17 protein-coding genes and 1 pseudogene are annotated in these 17,226 nt (G+C 72.0%); 6 read left to right on the forward strand and 12 right to left on the reverse strand.

The features are described 5' to 3' along the window. The first annotated feature begins 96 nt into the window (after positions 1–96). The gene (locus MQE23_RS07295; RefSeq protein WP_243378603.1) at positions 97–987 is read left to right on the forward strand and encodes an arginase family protein; all 891 of its coding nucleotides are present in this window, start codon (positions 97–99) and stop codon (positions 985–987) included. A 5-nt stretch (positions 988–992) separates the two neighbouring features. Here the strand turns inward: MQE23_RS07295 and MQE23_RS07300 are convergent. Both MQE23_RS07300 and MQE23_RS07305 read right to left on the reverse strand, forming a co-directional pair. Further along, positions 993–1,374: pseudogene (locus MQE23_RS07300) on the reverse strand (Appr-1-p processing protein). 42 nt (positions 1,375–1,416) lie between these two features. Next, the gene (locus MQE23_RS07305) at positions 1,417–2,883 is read right to left on the reverse strand and encodes an amino acid permease (RefSeq protein WP_020271772.1); all 1,467 of its coding nucleotides are present in this window, start codon (positions 2,881–2,883) and stop codon (positions 1,417–1,419) included. Positions 2,884–3,150: 267 nt separating this feature from the next. Here MQE23_RS07305 and MQE23_RS07310 point away from each other — a divergent pair, with 267 nt between their 5' ends. After that, complete coding sequence (locus MQE23_RS07310; protein WP_020271771.1) at positions 3,151–3,861, forward strand: MerR family transcriptional regulator; 711 nt, start codon at positions 3,151–3,153, stop codon at positions 3,859–3,861. On the opposite strand, the gene MQE23_RS07315 is transcribed toward MQE23_RS07310, so the two are convergent. From MQE23_RS07315 to MQE23_RS07330, 4 genes are all read right to left on the reverse strand, one after another. Further along, on the reverse strand, positions 3,853–6,033 hold the full coding sequence (locus MQE23_RS07315) for a 3-hydroxyacyl-CoA dehydrogenase NAD-binding domain-containing protein (RefSeq protein ID WP_243378604.1): 2,181 nt from the start codon (positions 6,031–6,033) through the stop codon (positions 3,853–3,855). The genes MQE23_RS07310 and MQE23_RS07315 overlap by 9 nt on opposite strands. A gap of 34 nt (positions 6,034–6,067) precedes the next feature. Next, positions 6,068–7,282 (reverse strand): acetyl-CoA C-acetyltransferase, encoded by a 1,215-nt coding sequence (locus MQE23_RS07320; RefSeq protein WP_037668349.1) that lies wholly within the window; start codon positions 7,280–7,282, stop codon positions 6,068–6,070. Next, positions 7,279–8,439: a CaiB/BaiF CoA-transferase family protein gene (locus MQE23_RS07325; RefSeq protein WP_020271768.1), complete on the reverse strand. Its 1,161-nt coding sequence runs from the start codon at positions 8,437–8,439 to the stop codon at positions 7,279–7,281. The genes MQE23_RS07320 and MQE23_RS07325 overlap by 4 nt, the downstream gene beginning before the upstream one ends. Positions 8,440–8,548: 109 nt before the next feature. Next, on the reverse strand, positions 8,549–8,929 hold the full coding sequence (locus MQE23_RS07330; RefSeq protein WP_020271767.1) for an MmcQ/YjbR family DNA-binding protein: 381 nt from the start codon (positions 8,927–8,929) through the stop codon (positions 8,549–8,551). 91 nt (positions 8,930–9,020) lie between these two features. Between MQE23_RS07330 and MQE23_RS07335 the strand changes: the two genes are divergently transcribed. Beyond that, a complete protein-coding gene (locus tag MQE23_RS07335) occupies positions 9,021–10,199 on the forward strand; it encodes a saccharopine dehydrogenase NADP-binding domain-containing protein (protein ID WP_243378605.1) in 1,179 nt (392 codons plus the stop codon). 53 nt (positions 10,200–10,252) lie between these two features. On the opposite strand, the gene MQE23_RS07340 is transcribed toward MQE23_RS07335, so the two are convergent. After that, positions 10,253–10,399 (reverse strand): hypothetical protein, encoded by a 147-nt coding sequence (locus tag MQE23_RS07340; RefSeq protein ID WP_010042861.1) that lies wholly within the window; start codon positions 10,397–10,399, stop codon positions 10,253–10,255. A 191-nt stretch (positions 10,400–10,590) separates the two neighbouring features. On the opposite strand from MQE23_RS07340, the gene MQE23_RS07345 reads away from it, so the two are divergent. Beyond that, positions 10,591–10,785: a hypothetical protein gene (locus MQE23_RS07345; RefSeq protein ID WP_020271765.1), complete on the forward strand. Its 195-nt coding sequence runs from the start codon at positions 10,591–10,593 to the stop codon at positions 10,783–10,785. Here MQE23_RS07345 and MQE23_RS07350 read toward each other — a convergent pair. From MQE23_RS07350 to MQE23_RS07360, 3 genes are all read right to left on the reverse strand, one after another. Next, positions 10,773–11,465, reverse strand: coding sequence for an endonuclease V (locus MQE23_RS07350; protein WP_243378606.1), 693 nt, complete (start codon positions 11,463–11,465; stop codon positions 10,773–10,775). The two genes, MQE23_RS07345 and MQE23_RS07350, sit on opposite strands and share 13 nt — an antisense overlap. Before the next feature lie 102 nt (positions 11,466–11,567). Then, complete coding sequence (locus MQE23_RS07355) at positions 11,568–11,891, reverse strand: hypothetical protein (RefSeq protein WP_010042867.1); 324 nt, start codon at positions 11,889–11,891, stop codon at positions 11,568–11,570. Positions 11,892–11,961: 70 nt separating this feature from the next. After that, positions 11,962–13,074 carry an oxidoreductase gene (locus MQE23_RS07360; protein WP_243378607.1) on the reverse strand — a complete coding sequence of 371 codons (1,113 nt, stop codon included), beginning with the start codon at positions 13,072–13,074 and terminating at the stop codon, positions 11,962–11,964. A gap of 250 nt (positions 13,075–13,324) precedes the next feature. Between MQE23_RS07360 and MQE23_RS07365 the strand changes: the two genes are divergently transcribed. After that, positions 13,325–13,741, forward strand: coding sequence for an SsgA family sporulation/cell division regulator (locus MQE23_RS07365; protein WP_020271762.1), 417 nt, complete (start codon positions 13,325–13,327; stop codon positions 13,739–13,741). A gap of 15 nt (positions 13,742–13,756) precedes the next feature. Here the strand turns inward: MQE23_RS07365 and MQE23_RS07370 are convergent, their stop codons facing one another. Continuing rightward, positions 13,757–14,587 carry an isocitrate lyase/phosphoenolpyruvate mutase family protein gene (locus MQE23_RS07370; protein ID WP_020271761.1) on the reverse strand — a complete coding sequence of 277 codons (831 nt, stop codon included), beginning with the start codon at positions 14,585–14,587 and terminating at the stop codon, positions 13,757–13,759. A gap of 61 nt (positions 14,588–14,648) precedes the next feature. Further along, positions 14,649–15,296: a GPP34 family phosphoprotein gene (locus MQE23_RS07375; RefSeq protein WP_243378608.1), complete on the reverse strand. Its 648-nt coding sequence runs from the start codon at positions 15,294–15,296 to the stop codon at positions 14,649–14,651. A gap of 296 nt (positions 15,297–15,592) precedes the next feature. Here MQE23_RS07375 and MQE23_RS07380 point away from each other — a divergent pair, with 296 nt between their 5' ends. Further along, the gene (locus MQE23_RS07380; RefSeq protein WP_243378609.1) at positions 15,593–17,218 is read left to right on the forward strand and encodes an ABC-F family ATP-binding cassette domain-containing protein; all 1,626 of its coding nucleotides are present in this window, start codon (positions 15,593–15,595) and stop codon (positions 17,216–17,218) included. Positions 17,219–17,226 lie beyond the last annotated feature (8 nt).

A 17,226-nucleotide genomic window follows, 5' to 3' on the forward strand; every position in this document is an offset into this window, starting at 1 on the left:
CTTGTCCCGCCCCGCTGCGGGCAGTCGTGCAGGCGCCCGGCCTGCTGAACGCCGTCCCCCGGTCTACGGTGGAGACTGCTGACGAAGGAGCCGGACGTGCGGAACGTGGCGATCGTCGAGGCACCGTCCGTACTGGGGCTGCGCCCGACCGGCGTCGAGGAACTGCCGGACGCACTCCTCGGCGCCGGGCTCGCCGAAGGGCTGGGCGCGGTGCATGCGGGCCGCGTCGAGCCACCCCCGTACGACCCGGAACGGGACCCGGACACCGGCGTCCTGAACCCCGGCGGCATCGCCGTGTACTCCGCCGCGCTGGCCGACACCGTCGGCGGTGTCCTCGACGACGGCCGGTTCCCCCTCGTGCTCGGCGGCGATTGCAGCGTGCTGCTCGGCAATCTGCTCGCGCTGCGCCGCCGTGGCCGGCACGGGCTGCTGTTCCTCGACGGGCACACCGACTTCTACCAGCCGTCGGCGGAACCGGCCGGTGAGGTGGCCTCCATGGAACTCGCCCTCGCCACCGGGCGCGGCCCGCGCGTGCTGGCCGACCTGGAGGGCCGGGGCCCGCTGGTGCGGGACGAGGACGTCGTCGCGCTGGGGTTCCGGGACGCGGAGGAGTCCGCGGGGTACGGGATGCAGCCGCTGCCGTCGGCGCTGCACGCGCTGGAGCTGGACACCGTGCGCGCCCTGGGTGCGGGCGAGGCGGCCCGGCGCGCCGTCGGGCTGCTGACCGGTGACGGCGCGGGCGCCGGGTACTGGATCCACCTCGACGTCGACGTCCTGGACGATGCCGCGATGCCCGCCGTCGACTACCGGCTCCCGGACGGGCTGACCTGGCAGGAGCTGGAGACCGTCCTGCGCACGGCCCTGTCCGGGGGCGGTGCCGTCGGCCTCACCGTCGCGATCTTCAACCCCCGTCTGGATCCCGACGGGGCGATCGCGCGGCGCCTCGGCGACTGTCTGGTACGGGCGTTCGACAAGGACACCGCCTAGGGGTGTCAGTCCCCGTGGTCGTACACCGTCACAGATATCCCCCGCCGTATCAGCCGCTCCTCGATCAGCGGCTCGACCCGGGACCACTTGCCGCCGGCGAGGCCGCAGCCGATGCGGGGCATGTGGACGGTCGCGCCGAGCTCACCGGCTTTCGCGGCCAGGGCCTCCAGTGCCCGGGAACTGCACCGCGCCGAGCCCGAAGTCGTTCCCCGCGCGCCCTCGGTGCCAGGCCCGGTACGCCGCCTCCGGCTCGGGCCAGCGGCGCGATATCGCCAGGACGAAGCCCTTGCCCCAGCCCCCGATGTCGTTGCAGACGTGGGCGATGACCTTGACGCCCTTGACCGACGGAACGGTGGCGTCACCCCGGACGTACGTGATCCCCGACATGACGCCACCGTATGCGCTGCCACTGACAGTGGCGCCGGCCTGCTACTTCGTGAGCTGCGACAGCTCCTGGTCGGCCGTCTGCGACACCCGGCGGCGGATGCCGAACCAGCCCGCGACCAGCATGGCCGCGATCAGCGGGATGAGCAGGAGCGTCTTGCGGCCTACCTCCGGGTCGTTCCACATCATGCCGAGGCAGGCCAGCAGGAAGGCGATCGTGGTGATCTCGGTGACCGGGCTGCCGGGGAGGCGGAAGGAGGGCCGGTCGACCAGGCCCGTCCTGGCGCGGCGGACGAAGACCAGGTGACAGATCATGATGATCACCCAGGTGCTGATGATGCCGAGCGAGGCGACGTTCAGCACGATCTCGAAGGCCTGGGCCGGCACGAGGAAGTTCAGGCCGACGCCGAGGACGCACACCGCGCAGGTCAGCAGGATGCCGCCGTAGGGGACCTGGCTGCGGTTCATGCGGGCGGTGAACTTCGGCGCGGAGCCGGCCATCGCCATCGAGCGCAGGATGCGGCCCGTGGAGTACAGGCCCGAGTTCAGCGAGGACATCGCCGCCGTCAGGACCACCAGGTTCATCACGTCGCCCGCCGCCGGGACGCCGATCTTCGACAGGACCGTGACGAAGGGGCTCTGGTCGGCCGAGTAGACCGAGCCGGGGAGCAGGAGCGCGAGGAGGACGACCGAGCCGACGTAGAAGAGGCCGACCCGCCACATGATCGAGTTCACCGCGCGCGGGACGACCTTCTCCGGCTCGGCGGTCTCGCCCGCGGCGACACCGACCAGCTCCAGCGCGGCGTACGCGAAGATCACGCCCTGCATGACGAGGACGACGGGCATCATGCCGTGCGGGAAGACGCCGCCGTTGTCGGTGATGACGCTCAGGCCCGGCGTCTGGCCGCCCACCTCGTGCTGGGTGGCGAGCAGGAAGATGCCGATGAGCATGAAGCCGACGAGCGTGGCGACCTTGATGATCGAGAACCAGAACTCCATCTCGCCGAAGATCTTCACCGAGATCAGGTTCACCGCCAGCACCACCGCGAGGGCGATCAGCGCGAGCACCCACTGCGGGATGTCTGTGAACAGGCTCCAGTAGTGCGTGTAGAGGGCGATCGCGGTGATGTCGGCGATGCCGGTGGTCGACCAGTTCAGGAAGTACATCCAGCCGGCGACGTAGGCGCCCTTCTCGCCGAGGAACTCGCGCGCGTACGACACGAAGGAGCCCGAGGAGGGGCGGTAGAGGACGAGCTCGCCGAGGGCCCTGACCACGAAGAAGGCGAAGATGCCGCAGACCAGGTAGGCGATCGCCAGCGCCGGGCCCGCGTCGTGGAGGCGGCCGCCGGCGCCGAGGAAGAGGCCGGTGCCGATGGCGCCGCCGATGGCGATCATGTTGACGTGGCGGGCCTTGAGGTCCTTGCTGTAGCCGGCGTCGCCCGCGTCCGCCGGCACCTGGGCCGCATCGGTACGCGGCGTGGCCGCTGCCGTGTTCACGGCGTCCTTGCTCACGGGTGGTTCCACTCTCTGGTGCGCCCGGACGTCGTGGGCCCGGGGTCCGTACAGTGCAGTGGCCCGTACCACCCTTGTGACGCGGCACAGACCAAGGCGCACCTTCCCATACCGATCCGCTCGCACACGGTGACCGGCGTCACAGAGCGTGACTTTTCACAAGGTCCACCAGGGAGCGGCACCGCCGCCACCCGTCGTTCACTTCACGGTCATGAGGGGATGCGGACGAGGTTTCACAGCACTGGTGAGACAGCGATACTGCTGCACATGACGACCGACACCGGGGAACCGACCCTCACGATCGACGAACTGGCGGCCCGGGCCGGTGTCACGGTGCGCACGGTCCGTTTCTACGGCACGAAGGGGCTGCTGCCGCCGCCGGTACTCGGTCCCCGGCGGGTGGGGCACTACGGGCGGGAGCACCTGGCCCGGCTGGCGCTGATCGAGGAGTTGCAGCACCAGGGCATGACGCTGGCGGGCATCGAGCGGTACCTGCACCGGCTGCCGCCGGACCTGAGCGCGCGCGACCTCGCCGTGCACCGGGCGGTGGTGGCCTCCTGGGCGCCGGACGCCGTGGAGACGGTCACGCGGGAGGAGCTGCAGCGGCGGGCCGGGCGGCCGCTCGGCGACGAGGACGTCGAGCGGCTGGTCGCGATGGGCGTGCTCCGGCCCGCGGACGGCGGGTACGAGGCCGATCTCGGTCTGCTCCGGCTGGGCGTCGGGCTGCTGGACGTGCCGCTCTCCCCGGAGGCGATCTTCGCGGCGCGCACGGTTCTCGTCGAACACGCGCGCGCCGCGGCCCGTGACCTCTCCCAGCTCTTCCGCGGCGAGGTGGCCGAGCGTGACGCGCGGGACGTGCGGTCCCTGTCGGCGCACATGCACCCCCTGGTGGTGCAGGCGCTCCTCACCGCCTTTCAGCGGTCGCTGAAGGAAGAGCTGGGCGAGTGGCTCACCGAGCCCTCGGAAGAGTCACGCTGAGTCGCTGAACCGCTCCCCCTTCTCCGCCTTCTCCACCAGCAGCGCGGGCGGCGTGAACCGGTCGCCGTAGCGCTCGGCGAGTTCACGCGCGCGTGCCACGAATCCGGGCAGGCCGCCCTCATAGCCGTTGATGTACTGGAGCACGCCGCCGGTCCAGCCCGGGAAGCCGATGCCGAAGATGGAGCCGATGTTGGCGTCGGCGACGGAGGTCAGCACGCCTTCCTCCAGCAGCCGGACGGTGTCCAGCGCCTCGGAGAACAGCATGCGCTCCTGCATGTCCTGGAACGGGATCCGGTACCCCGGCTCGGTGAAGTGCTCGCGCAGGCCCGGCCAGAGTGCGGTGCGCTTGCCGTCCTCCCCGTAGTCGTAGAAGCCGGCGCCGCCGCTGCGGCCCGTGCGGCCGAACTCGTCGACCATGCGGTCGATGACGGCCTCGGCGGGGTGGGCCGTCCAGGTGCCGCCCGCCTCCTCCACGGCGCGCTTCGTCTCGCCCCGGATCTTGCGGGGCAGCGTCAGCGTCAGCTCGTCCATCAGGGACAGCACCTTGGCCGGGTAGCCCGCCTGGGCGGCGGCCTGTTCGACGGACGCGGGCTCGATGCCCTCGCCGACCATGGCGACGCCCTCGTTGATGAAGTGGCCGATGACGCGGGAGGTGAAGAAGCCGCGCGAGTCGTTGACGACGATCGGGGTCTTGTTGATCTGCCGGACCAGGTCGAAGGCGCGGGCCAGGGCCTCCTCGCCCGTGCGCTCGCCCTTGATGATCTCGACGAGCGGCATCTTGTCGACCGGCGAGAAGAAGTGCAGCCCGATGAAGTCGGCCTGGCGCTCGACGCCCTCGGCGAGCGCGGTGATGGGCAGGGTGGAGGTGTTGGAGCACAGCAGCGCGTCGGGCGCCACGACGTGCTGGATCTCCTGGAAGACCTTGTGCTTGAGGGACGTGTCCTCGAAGACGGCCTCGATGACGGCGTCGCAGCCGGCCAGGTCCCGCACCTCGGCGGTGGGGGTGATGCGGGCGAGCAGCGCGTCCGCCTTCTCCTGTGTCGTACGGCCCTTGGCGACGGCCTTGGCGCAGAGCTTCTCGGAGTACCCCTTGCCCTTGAGGGCCGCCTCCAGGGAGACGTCCTTCAGGACGACGTCGATGCCGGCGCGGGCACAGGAGTAGGCGATGCCGGCGCCCATCATCCCGGCGCCGAGGACGGCGACCTTGCGGACCGGGCGGGGCTCGACGCCCTTGGGGCGGTTGGCGCCGGAGTTGACCGCCTGGAGGTCGAAGAAGAAGGCCTGGATCATGTTCTTCGACGTCTGCCCGGCCGCGAGTTCCACGAAGTAGCGGGCCTCGATGGCCTGGGCGGTCTCGAAGTCGACCTGGGAGCCCTCGACGGCCGCGGCGAGGATGTTGCGTGGGGCCGGGTAGGGGGCACCGTTCGTCTGCTTGCGCAGGGTGGCCGGGAAGGCGGGCAGGTTGGCCGCGAACTTGGGGTTGGCCGGGGTGCCGCCCGGGATCTTGTACCCCGGCTTGTCCCAGGGCTGCTGCGACTCGGGGTTGGCGTCGATGAAGGCGCGGGCCTTGGCCAGCATGTCCTCCTGGGTGTCGGCCACCTCGTCGACGAGGCCGTTCTCCAGGGCACGGCGCGGGTTGTACTGGGTGCCCTGGAGCAGGACCTTCAGCAGGGCGTCGGCGATGCCGAGCAGGCGGACGGTGCGGACGACGCCGCCGCCTCCGGGCAGCAGGCCGAGGGTGACCTCGGGGCAGCCGATCTTGGAGCCGGGCGCGTCCAGGGCGATGCGGTGGTGGCAGGCCAGGGCGATCTCGTAACCACCGCCGAGGGCCGCGCCGTTCAGGGCGGCGACGACGGGCTTGCCGAGGGTCTCGATGCGGCGCAGGTTCCGCTTGATCGCCATGCCGCCGTCGAACAGTTCCTGGGCCGTCTCGGGGGTGACGCGGATCAGGTCGCGCAGGTCGCCGCCGGCGAAGAAGGTCTTCTTGGCCGAGGTGATGATGACGCCCCGGATGGTGTCCTTCTCGGCCTCCAGGCGGTCGGTGACGGCGGCGAGCGAGTCGCGGAACGCCTGGTTCATGGTGTTCGCGGACTGGTTCGGATCGTCGATGACGAGGGTGACGAGGCCGGTGCGGTCCTGTTCCCAGCGGATGGTGGTGGACTCAGTGCTCATGTGGAGGGGCTCCGTGTGATCCGTCGGGAGGGGGTCAGATGCGCTCGACGATGGTCGCGACGCCCATGCCGCCGCCGACGCACAGCGTGGCCAGGCCGTAGCGCTTGTCCTGGCGCTCGAGTTCGTCGACGAGAGTGCCGAGGATCATCGCGCCGGTGGCGCCGAGGGGGTGGCCGAGCGCGATCGCGCCACCGTTGACGTTGACCTTGTCCAGGGACAGGCCCATGTCCTTCACGAAGCGCAGCACGACCGCCGCGAACGCCTCGTTGATCTCGACGAGGTCGATGTCGTCGATGGCCAGCCCGGCCTTGGCCAGGGCCTTGCGGGTGGCGGGGGCGGGGCCGGTGAGCATGATGGTGGGCTCGGAGCCGGAGACGGCGGCGGAGACGATCCGCGCGCGGGGCGTGAGGCCGTAGCGCTCGCCGACCTCCTTCGAGCCGATCGCGACGAGCGAGGCGCCGTCGACGATGCCGGAGGAGTTGCCCGCGTGGTGGACGTGGTCGATCTTCTCCACCCAGTGGTACTGCTGGAGCGCGACCGCGTCGAAGCCGCCGAGTTCGCCGATGTCCGCGAAGGACGGCTTCAGCTTGGCGAGGGAGTCGGCGGTGGTGCCGGGGCGCATGTGCTCGTCGTGGTCGAGGACGACGAGGCCGCTGCGGTCCTTGACGGGGACGACGGACTTCTCGAAGCGGCCCTCCTTCCAGGCCGTGGCCGCCCGCTCCTGGGACAGGGCCGCGTACTCGTCGACGTCCCGCCGGGAGAAGCCCTCGATGGTGGCGATGAGGTCGGCGCCGATGCCCTGCGGCACGAAGTTGACCTGGAGGTTGGTCATCGGGTCGTTGAACCAGGCGCCGCCGTCGGAGGCCATCGGCACCCGCGACATCGACTCGACACCGCCCGCGAGGACGAGGTCCTCCCAGCCCGAACGAACCTTGGCGGCGGCCAGGTTGACGGCCTCCAGACCCGAGGCACAGAAGCGGTTCTCCTGCACACCGGCCACCGTGTCGGGCAGCCCCGCGGCGATGGCGGCGATCCGGGCGATGTCGGAGCCCTGGTCGCCGACCGGGCCGACGACACCGAGCACGATGTCGTCGACGGCGGCCGGGTCCAGGTCCGCGAAGCGGGCGCGGATCTCGTGGATGAGTCCGACGACCAGGTCGATGGGCTTGGTTCCGTGCAGGGCGCCGCCTGCCTTGCCGCGCCCGCGCGGGGTGCGGATCGCGTCGTACACGTACGCTTCGGTGCTCACGAGGAGGCCTTTCGCTGAGGGTTGCGGGACGACGGAAGGAGCCCGGGGACGTCCCAGTCCCGGGCGACGTCCGCCGTGTCGGCGCCCGGCCGGGCCGGGCCGGTGCGGACGGCGGTCGGGGTCGCGGAGAAGCGGGGGGCCGGGGCGGGCTGGGTGATGCCGCCGTGGTCGGTGAAGGTGCCGCGGGCGGCCAGGTGCGGGTGGTGCGGGGCCTCGCGCAGCGACAGCACGGGCGCCACGCACGCGTCGGTGCCGTCGAAGACGGCCGTCCACTCGTCCCTGGTACGGGTCTTGAAGCGGGCGGCGACCTGTTCGCGCAGATCGCCCCAGCGCGTGACGTCCTTGCGGGCCGCGGCCCGGTCCTCGATGCCGAGGAGGGCGAGGAACTCCTCGTAGAACTGCGGCTCCAGGGCCCCGACGGCCATGTACCGGCCGTCGGCCGTCTCGTACGTGCCGTAGTACGGGCAGCCGCCGTCCAGGAGGTTGGCGCCGCGGCGGTCCTGCCAGCCGCCGGCGGCGAGCATGCCGTGGATCATCGTGGCGAGGTGGGAGACCCCGTCGACGATCGCGGCGTCGACGACCTGCCCGGCGCCGGTCGCGCGCGCGTGGTGCAGGGCGGCGAGGACGCCGACGACGAGATAGAGGGAGCCGCCCGCGTAGTCGCCGAGCAGGTTGGCCGGGACCGCCGGCGGCTCGTCCGGCCGGCCGATCATGCCGAGCGTGCCGGTGGGGGCGATGTACGCGATGTCGTGCCCGGCGCGGTCGGCGAGCGGGCCGTCCTGGCCCCAGCCGGTCATCCGGCCGTAGACGAGGGCCCGGTTGCGGGCGTGGCAGGGCTCGGGGCCGACACCGAGGCGCTCGGCGACGCCGGGGCGGTAGCCCTCGACCAGGATGTCGGCGCGGGCGGCGAGGTCGAGCACCCGGGCTGGTCCGTCCGGGGACTTCAGGTCGACGACCACCGAGCGCTTGTTGCGGTTGGTGACGTCGTACGCCTGGTCGATCGCGAGGCCGGGGCCGCCGGGGCGGTCCACGCGCACGACGTCGGCCCCGAGGTCGGCCAGGAGCATGGCGGCGAACGGGCCGGGCCCGATGCCGGCCAGCTCGACGACGCGCACGCCGGTGAGCGGGCCCTGTCCTGGCGTCCTTGCCGTGGCCATCCAGCCCCCAGTGCTGTGACACAAGTGATGTAACACCAGTGATGCTAAGAACACGTTCCACTCTTCACAAGAGCTGAACGAGCAAGCGCTTAGCAATCTGCCCCACGGGTCAGCTCCCGTCCAGCTCCGCTATCAGCCGCTTCGGCGCGATCACCCGGTAGCTGTCCTCCACCCAGTCACAGAGCACCTCCGCTGCCGGGGCGCCCTGCTGCTCCAGGGGGATGCTCACCCAGCCCGCTTTGCCCAGGCCGTATCCGGCGGGCTCGGCCCCGGGGCATGCCAGCGCGTGCGCGTGGGCCGTCTCGTCCTTGAGCTTCACCGTCACACCCAGGGGGTAACTGCCGTCCTCGACGCCGAGGAAGACGAACACCTTCTTGTTGACCTTGGCGACGGACTCGCCCCAGGGGAACTCCTCGACGGCACCCGGCAGCCCCAGCGCGAAGGCGCGCACTTTCTCCCACTTCTTCAGGGCATTCCTGGGCACGGCCATCGTCGTCCTCCGGGCTCGTCGTCGGGCTCCGCACTCCTCACGCTAGCCTCGGCCACCGACAGCGGCACGGGCTGCACGACCGAGGGGTGTCATGAGCAGGCTGAACAGGACGGACCGTCCGTACGACATCGTGCTCTTCGGAGCCACGAGTTTCGCCGGAGCACTCACCGCGGAGTACCTCGCGGCCCAGGCGCCCGAGGGGCTGCGGTGGGCGATCGCGGGCCGCAGCGCTCAGAAGCTGGAGCGGCTGCGGGAGCGGCTGCCCAGCGGCGCGGAGGTCGGCGTGCTGCGGGCGGACGTCTCCGACCCGGACTCGGTGCGCGCCCTCGCCGAGCACGCGCGCGTGGTGGCCACGACGGTCGGCCCGTACGTGACGTACGGCGAGGAGCTCGTCGCCGCCTGCGCGGACACCGGGACCGACTACCTCGACCTCTGCGGCGAGCCCGAGTTCGTGGACCTGATGTACGTGAAGCACGACGCACGCGCGCGGGAGACCGGGGCACGGCTGGTGCACGCCGCCGGCTTCGACTCGATCCCGCACGACCTGGGCGTGTACTTCACCGTGCAACAGCTCCCGGAGGACGTGCCGCTGACCGTGGAGGGCTTCGTGACCGCCGACGCCGCATTCTCGGGCGGGACCTTCGCCTCCGCCCTCAACCAGTTCGCGCGGCAGCGGGAGATGGCGGCGGCCGCGCGGGACCGGCGCCGGCACGAGCCGCGGCTGGTGGGCCGGCGGGCGTCGGCGCCGTCGGGTGCGCCGCGGTTCGCCAAGGAGGTCGGCGCGTGGGCGCTGCCGATGCCGACGATCGACCCGCAGATCGTGCGGCGGTCGGCCTCGGCCCTCGACCGGTACGGACCCGACTTCCGCTACCGGCAGTACGCGGCCGTCCGTCACCTGCCCGTCGCGGTCGGCGGTGTCGCGGCCGTCGGCGCACTGGTGGCGGCGGCCCAGGTGCCGCCCGCGCGGCGCTGGTTGTCCGGCTGGCTCAGGCCCGGGGACGGGCCGAGCGCCGAGAAGCGGGCGAAGAGCTGGTTCTCCCTGCGCTTCGTGGGCGAGGGCGGCGGCCGGCGGGTGTACACGGAGGTCTCGGGCGGCGATCCCGGCTACGACGAGACGGCGAAGATGCTCGCCGAGTCGGCGCTGTGCCTGGCCTTCGACGACCTTCCGAAGACGGCGGGGCAGGTCACCACGGCGGTGGCGATGGGTGACGCGCTGATCGGCCGGCTGCGCGCGGCGGGCATCCGGTTCCGCGTCGCGTCGACCCGCTGAAGGGCCGGCTGAAAAGCGTGTTGAAGGGCCTGTTGAAGGGCCTGTTGAAGGTCCTACAACGGCCACTCGGCGATGGTGTAGATCATCCCGGCGATCCAGCCGAGCCCCGCCAGCACGGCGAGGATCAGCCCGATGGTGACGGCCCGCTCGACGGTCTGGGTCGGGCCGGCAACAGGCTTGGGGGCGCGGTGCGTTGTCATGCGCCCCAGCCTGCCGACGGGGGTGCGGGCCGGGCATCCGTACGGGTACTCAGAGCCGGTACTCAGATCTGCCGCCCCGCCCTGGGCAGGCCCGCCCCCCGACCCCTCCCCCGGTTTGAGACTTTCCGCCGTCCGCTCCTGGCGACAGCTCGAAAAGTGCCAACAAGGAGTTCAATGAAACCATTGAAGGCATGAAGTTCCTTCTCGAAGTCAGCATGGACGACGCGGCGTTGGCCGAGGACCCGGCGGGCGAGCTGGGCCGGATCCTCAGGTACTGGGGCGGCAACCTGCGCCACTACGCGCTCCGGCCCGGGGACGGGTCGGTCATCTACGACTCGGAGTACCGCGAGGTGGGCCACTGGAGCGTGGCCGGTCAGGCGGAATAGGTCTCCCGCAACGCCGTCCGGCAGAGCGCGTCCGCCCTGCGCGTGGTCTCCGGGAGGCGGTACTCGGGGGTCAGCGCGAGGGTGTGGGCCCAGGCGTTCGCCAGGGTCACGCGGTGGCCGACGGAGACGAAGACCGGCTTGACGCCGTCGCGCGTGCGCAGGGCGCGGCCGACCTCCTCGGAGCCGGCGAGCAGCGCGGACGTACTGCCGCGCGGGGTGGCCGGGTCGCCGTAGGTGAAGGTGAACGGGTTCTTGGCGACGCCGATCGTGGGCAGGCCGGTCAGGACGCCGAGGTGGCTGGCGAGGCCGAAGCGGCGGGGGTGGGCGAGGCCGTAGCCGTCGCAGACCACCAGTCCGGGCGGGCACGGCAGGGCGTCGAGGGCGGCGAGGACGGTGGGGATCTCGCGGAAGGCGAGCAGTCCGGGCACGTAGGGGAAGGAGACCCGGCCCACCGCCGTGGCCTCGGCGACGACGTCGAGGCTCGACGCGTCCAGGACGACCGCGGCCGCCGCGACGACATCGCGCTCGTCGTCGTAGGCGACGTCGACCCCCGTCACCTGGCCCGTTCCGGGCGGCGGCCCCGGTTCGTCGAGGATCACGCGCTCGCGCAGGTCGTCCTGGACGGCGCGGGCCTGTTCCTCGGTGGCGGGCCAGTCCTCGGGGATGCGTACGGTCGTCATGGTGCCCCTGAGCCTATGGGCTGATCCTGTCGGCTGCCGAGCCGGTGGGCAGCGCGAGGCCGGCGGGACCCGGGAGTCCCGCCGGCCTCGGGGGCGTGCTGCCTACTTGCCCAGCGCGCGCTGGAGCTGGCTCTTGTTCATGTTGGAACGGCCCTCGACACCGCGGCGCTTGGCCTCCTGGTACAGCTGGTCGTAGGTGGGGCCCTGGGAACCCTGGCCCGACCGCTGGCCGCCGCGCTTGCCGGACGACATGTCCTTCGTCGAGGTGCGGCTGGCCGTCTTCGACTCGCCGGAGCGGGCGCGTTCCTTGTTCACCGTCCGCGAGGCGATCTCCTTGGCGCGGCCGGTGCTCTCGCCCCGGTCCTGCGCGCTCTTCTTGATGTGCTCGTACTGGCGCTCCCGCTTGGAGCTCGAACCGCGTGGCATGACCGCTCACTTCCTTTCGCCTTCAGTGAACGAGTACCCACACTGCCAACAATCAGGGCATACCGCGCGCTCAATGCTCCAGGCGGGCAACCCGCCCCTTCTCGCCGGCCGCCCAGCACCCTTGGTCCGGGGTGCAGTCGACGGTGTCGTAGGAGCCGGTGTCGACCGTGCGCCAGGTGCGGCCGCCGTCCGTGGTGAGGTCGGTGCCGGTGGGGCCGACGGCGAGGGCGGCGGTGCGGCTGTGCGGGAGCCAGGCGACGCCGGAGCGGTAGGCGGGCGGGGGCGTGGCGGCGGAGCGCCAGGTGCGGCCGCCGTCGCCGGTGCGCGCGGCGGCGTTCGGCGAGGGCCGGCCGGGGGTGAAGTCGCCGCCGACGGCGAGACCGTGGGTGCGGTCGCGGAAGGCCAGCGCGAAGACGCCGCGGGCCGGGTCGCCCGCCGGGAGGGGCGTGGTGGTGGCCGTCCAGGTGTGTCCCCGGTCGGCGGAGTGCAGCACGCGCGCGTGCGCGGCCCCGCCGGTGGCGAGCCAGACGTCCTTCGGCCCGGAGGCGACCAGGCACTGGCCGCTCGCGGCGAATCCGGCCTCGCCCTCCTGCGCCGCCGGCATGCCCTCGTTCGGCAGCACCTGCCACGACCGGCCGCCGTCGCGGGTCGACAGGATGCGGAACTTTCCGTCCACCGGGTCGCTCATCGCGAGGCCGTGGCGGTGGTCGAAGAAGGCCAGACAGTCGTAGAAGGCCTTCGGGTCGGTGTTGCGGAAGGACTCCGTCCAGGTCGCCCCGCCGTCGTCGGTGCGGTACACGCGGGACGCCTCGCCCTCACCGATGGCCAGGACCACGGCCCGGCGCGCGTCGAACGCCTCGACGTCCCGGAACTGCAACTCCGCCACGCCCGGGGGCGAGACGTTCCGCCACGTGGTGCCGCCGTCGGTGGTGCGCAGGACGGTGCCGCCGGTCCCGGCGAGCCAGGCGGTGTTCCGGCTGACGGCGGCCAGGCCGCGGAACCGTACGTCCGGAGTGCCGGTGTCCTTGAGTTCCCAGTGCGGCATCCGGCGCTCCGGCTCGTGCGCCTGCGCCGGTACGGCGGTCAGGGCCGCGAGTGCGGCCAGTGCCGCCGCGCCCGCCGCCACTCCGGTCGCCCTGCTCCGTGTCCGCCCCGTCCGTCGCGTGATCCCCAAGCGCCTCATGGCCGGCGAAGCTAGCCCACCACCGGGGTGCCGTCCAGATGGCCTCGCCCGAGCTCCCGGGTGCCCCGGTGGGTGCCACAAGTGCCCTGCGAGGCACAGGAGGAGAGCCACGTCACTCTCGTGCATGAACGCGGTGACAGAGGTCACTCGCACATCGTGTGCACGGATTGGCTGATTCCGTCGTCTCTTCCAGTGCCCGGCCTTATCCGCCCGGAAGTGTCCCGTCCAGCCGTCACAAGGGAGCAAGGCGTTGTCCATCGTCATCGAGCAGCCCGTGGAGGCCCGCCTCGTCGCCGCCGCGCCGCGTATGCCGAGCATTCCCGCGACGCTCCACTACGACCGGCGTGATCCGTTCGCCGTCCGTATGACCTTCCCCGCCCCGGCCACGCTGGAGGGCGTCGAGGTCTGCTGGACCTTCTCCCGCGAGTTGCTCGCCGCGGGCCTGAAGAACGCCGAGGGCCACGGCGACGTGCGGGTGCGGCCGTACGGGTACGACCGCACGGTGCTGGAGTTCCACGCCCCCGAGGGCACGGCCGTGGTGCACGTCCGCTCCGGCGAGGTGCGCCGGTTCCTGGAGGCCACCAGCGAGCTGGTGCCGGTCGGCCTGGAGCACCTCCAGCTGGATCTGGACCACGACCTGGCCGAGCTGATGCGGGACGCGTGCTGAGCTGACGCGGCTGAGCTAACGCCCCCGCTCGAGCAGGGCGTTGACCTTGCCGTAGTCGAGTCCGTCCGCCAGTGACCGGTACGTCCCGGTGTCCAGCAGCTCCCGCGCGGCCCGGCGGACCAGGGCGTGGGCGGCCTGGGCGATGCCCGAGCCCACGCTGACCCGGGCGACACCCAGGGCGGCCAGTTCGGCGACCGTCGGTGCGCCGGGCCCGGCCATGACGTTCAGCGGCCCGTCGATGCCGTTCACCAGTTCCTTGACGATCCCCGGGTCGACGGCCCCGGGGACGAAGATCCCGTCGGCGCCGGCGGCGCGGAAGGCGGCGGCCCGCTCCAGGGTGAGGTCCACTCCCCCGGCTCCGCCGAGGAAGGTGTCGGTCCGGGCGTTGACGAACAGCGGCACGCCCGCCGCGTCGGCCGCCTCACGGGCCGCGGCGATCCGCTCGGCCTGCTCCCCCACGCTCCGCAGTGGTTCCCCCGCTCCGGCGCCGTGCAGCGCGTCCTCGATGTTCACCCCCACCGCTCCCGCGGCAAGCACCGCACGAACGGTATCGGCGAGACCCTCGGTGTCCTCGGCGTAGCCGCTCTCGATGTCCGCCGTCACCGGGACGGTCACGGCCTCGGCGATCCGGGTGACGGCGGCGAGGGCCGTGGCGCGGTCCACCCGCTCGCCGTCCGGCGCGCCGAGCGCCCAGACGAGCCCGGCGCTGGTCGTCGCCACCGCTGCGGCGCCCGCGTCCTCGACGAGACGGGCACTCACCGCGTCCCAGGCGTTGGGCAGGACCAGCGGGGTTCCGGGGATGTGCAGGGCGCGGAAGGCCAGGGCTCGATCGGTCTGGTTCGTCATGCGGGCAACCCAACCAGCGGCTGATGGGCCGTGGCTGGCAGGAATCCGACGTGGACGTGGGTCAGGGCAGCGCCGTCGCCGTCGCGGCCAGGGCCGTGCGGATCTCGTCGACGATCTCCCCGAGCCCGGGCGCCGACGCCACGGCACGCTCCGCCAGCTCCCGTACGCGCTGCTCGTGGGCGCCGACGTCCTCTCCGGGGAGCAGTTCCGCCGAGGCGGCCAGCGTCGCGACCGCCGCGTCCCGCTCGAAGACCCCGGCGACCGGCAGCGGGCCCCGGAGGATCTGACGCGTCTCCTCGCGCAGCGCCTGCACGGCGGCGACGCGCTCCAGCGCGTACTCCACGGACGGGAACACCCCGAGGACCCGCTTCTTCTCCGCCCGCAGATACCCCTCGGCCACCAGTTGCTCCCGCACCGCGTCGAGGGTCACCCGCGACCGCAGCGTCACCCAGGTCCGCCAGGGGCGCGGGCACGACTCGCGGACGAGTTCCAGCAGCCCGTCGAGGACCGCGTCACCGGTGCGGGAGTCCAGGTCGACCGGCGTGACGATGCCGTCCTCGTCGAGGAGCAGGCCGTGCCGGGCCAGCTCGGTGAGGGCACCGGCCCGTACCGGGCCGGACAGGTGGGCGGTACCGGTTCCCGCCGGCTTCGCGGGGTCCCAGGCCAGCAGGCAGAGCCGGGCCGGCAGCGAGAGCGGGCCGTCGGGCACGGGGCCTCCTCGGGAGGGAAGATCGGGTCTCACGTTAATTCGTTGACAGGCCCGACGCCCCCTCGTACGTTGTTCAGCGTCCTGTTGCCGCCGATTGGAGAAGGACGTTGCTCGTCTGAGGTCCTGAGACACCGCGTCACCCGCCTCTGGTGTGTGCGCTGCGTGCGACCTCGGCGTTCGAGCCGTCCTCCGGTACAGGGCTTTGTCTCTGCCCCCTGGAGCCCTCCTCCCTGGTCGCAGGTGTCTCGATACGCGTTTGCCCCTGACCGCATCAAGCAACCGCGAAAGAGGCCCGCATGCCTACTTCCATCACCGTCACCTCCCTCGCCTTCACCTGGCCCGACGGCACCCCCGTCTTCGAGGGCCTCGACGTCGCCTTCGGCCCGGGCCGGACCGGCCTGGTCGGTGTCAACGGGTCCGGAAAATCGACCTTGCTGAAGCTGATCGCCGGTGAACTCGCCCCGGCCGACGGCACCGTCCGCGTGGCCGGCGAGGTCGGGTACCTCCCGCAGAACGTCACGCTCGACACCACCCTGCGCGTCGACGAGGCGCTCGGCATCGCCGGCAAGCGGGCCGCCCTGCACGCCATCGAGGCGGGCGACGTCTCCGAGGCGCACTTCGAGACGGTCGGCGACGACTGGGACGTGGAGGAACGCGCCCTGGCCACCCTCGGTGAACTAGGCCTCGGCCACGTCGAGTTGGATCGCACGATCGGCGAGGTGTCGGGCGGCGAGTCGGTGCTGCTGCGGCTGGCCGCGCTGCTGCTGCGCCGGCCCGACGTCCTGCTGCTGGACGAGCCGACCAACAACCTCGACCTGTACGCCCGCAGGCGCCTGTACGGGGCCGTCGAGTCCTGGCCGGGCGTGATGGTCGTCGTCAGCCACGACCGCGAACTGCTGGACCTCGTCGACCAGATCGCCGATCTGCGCTCCGGCGAGATCACCTGGTACGGCGGCAACTACTCCGCCTATGAGGAGGCCCTGGCCATCGAGCAGGAGGCTGCGGAGCGCATGGTGCGCGTCGCCGAGTCCGACTTCCGCAAGCAGAAGCGCGAGCTGGCCGACGCCCAGATGAAGCTGGCCCGCCGCAAGCGGTACGGGCAGAAGATGTGGGACCAGAAGCGCGAGCCGAAGATCGTCATGGGGGCGCGCAAACGCGCGGCGCAGGAGTCCGCGGGCAAGCACCGGATCATGCACGAGGAGAAGCTCGCCGAGGCCAGGGAGCGGCTGGACGAGGCGGTGGACGCCGTACGGGACGACGACGAGATCCGTGTCGACCTGCCGTACACGGCCGTGCCGCCGGGCCGCAACGTCCTGACCCTCATGGATCTCCGGCTCCGGTACGGCGCCCGCGTGGACGGCGGTTTCGACCTGCGCGGACCCGAGCGGGTCGCGCTGATCGGGCGCAACGGCGCGGGCAAGACGACGCTGCTGCGCACGATCAGCGGGGAGCTCGCTCCGGAGTCGGGCGAGGTGACGGCACATGTCCCGCTGCGGTTCCTGCCGCAGCGGCTCGACGTCCTCGACGGGGAGCTGACCGTCGCCGAGAACGTGGCCCGGTTCGCGCCGGGCGCCACCAACAACCGGGTCCGGGCGCGGCTGGCCCGCTTCCTGTTCCGGGGTGCCCGGGCCGACCAGAAGGCGGCGACGCTGTCCGGCGGCGAACGCTTCCGGGCGGCGCTGGCCGCGCTGATGCTGGCCGAGCCCGCGCCACAGCTGCTCATGCTGGACGAACCGACCAACAACCTCGACATGGCGAGCGTGCGGCAGCTGACCACGGCCCTGGAGTCGTACGAGGGGGCGCTGATCGTGGCCAGTCACGACCTGCCGTTCCTGGAGTCGATCGGCATCACGCGCTGGCTGCTGATGGAGGACGGGGAACTGAAGGAAATCACGCCAGAGGCTGTCGGGTTTCCCGCCTAGCGTCGATG

The sequence above is a fragment of the Streptomyces sp. HP-A2021 genome, from assembly GCF_022807935.1.
GTDB lineage: Bacteria > Actinomycetota > Actinomycetes > Streptomycetales > Streptomycetaceae > Streptomyces > Streptomyces afghaniensis.